The organism is Flavobacterium aerium (assembly GCF_030766725.1).
Classification (GTDB): domain Bacteria; phylum Bacteroidota; class Bacteroidia; order Flavobacteriales; family Flavobacteriaceae; genus Flavobacterium; species Flavobacterium aerium.
In genome coordinates this window covers 1-1,151 of sequence record NZ_JARQWR010000032.1, presented here as the reverse complement: position 1 = coordinate 1,151, position 1,151 = coordinate 1, and the positions used below count along the sequence as shown (strand labels likewise).

Genomic DNA, 1,151 nt, shown 5'->3' with positions numbered 1-1,151 from the left:
GCTACGGGTTGGTTTAAAGCAAAGAGTTCTGTATACCATTTATTGGCTTTGTCGAGTTCACTATTAAAATAGTAAGCATTTCCGAGCTTCTGGAATAAATCAACGGATTTATAACCATTTTCTGCTACGTTCTCATAGGTTTTGATTGCATCGATATACGCAAAGCGGTCGTACTTTTTGTCCGCTGTTTTGATTTCTGCTTTTTGTGCAAAACCTGTGGTAATACTTAATAACAGTAGAAATAATAGTTTTCTTTTCATAATAATCGGTATTAGAAGAATCGCGGTGAAATGATTCTATCAAAGTTTTTAAACAATTCAAAGCGTAGGAAAATCTCATGGGAACCGGAATTATAATTCGCCAGTTTGGTGGTCTCTGCATCGTAAGCATAGCCTATGAACCAAGAGTCTGTAACCTGAAATCCTACCATACCACTCAAGGCTGCACTCCAGCGGTAGGCTACACCTGCCGTGAAACGGTCATTGAAGAGGAAGTTTGCTGATAAATCTACTTGTAAAGGTGCTCCTTCAACCATCTTAGTCAGTAAAGAGGGTTTGAATTTTAAATCGTAATCTAAATCAAAAACATATCCTGCTATTAAATAATAATTCAAGCGTTCTTTGGCCACAAAGCTTTCTGAGTCATTGCCGGCTCCTTTATCAAAATGTTTGGTTTCTAATAAATATGGAACCGATAATCCGATATAGGAGTGGTCAGAGTGAAGGTACACTCCGGCTCCAACATTGGGAGAAAACTTGTTATCGATATTGTATTGAAAACGAGGATCTGATGGATCATAGATGTTTAACTTGGTGAAATCTACATTGAGTAAATTGGCCGAAGCTTTTAATCCAAATGATAGTTTATAGGTCTCAGAGGTATTAATAGTGTATGAGAAATCAACGGCTATATTGTTCTCATCGGAGGGGCCAATTCGATCATTTACTAAGGATAATCCTAATCCTACATTGCTATTGTTAATCGGTGCATGAATCGAAGCAGCATTGGTTACCGGAGCTCCATCTAATCCTACCCATTGGGTTCTGTGTAAACCGAAGATACTCATCACTCCTCGTGAACCTGCATAGGCCGGGTTAATATTCACCGTATTATACATATATTGTGTGTACTGCGCATCTTGTTGTGCGTAA

Annotated in this window: 1 protein-coding gene and 1 pseudogene; both read right to left on the bottom strand. The window is 38.4% G+C overall.

From position 1 onward, the window contains the following. Positions 1-260: pseudogene (locus P6733_RS17850) on the bottom strand (OmpA family protein); the annotation flags it as partial. An 11-nt stretch (positions 261-271) separates the two neighbouring features. Then, positions 272-1,151, bottom strand: an 880-nt coding sequence (locus P6733_RS17845) for a PorP/SprF family type IX secretion system membrane protein (protein WP_306354312.1), incomplete at its 5' end; no start/stop codon positions are given.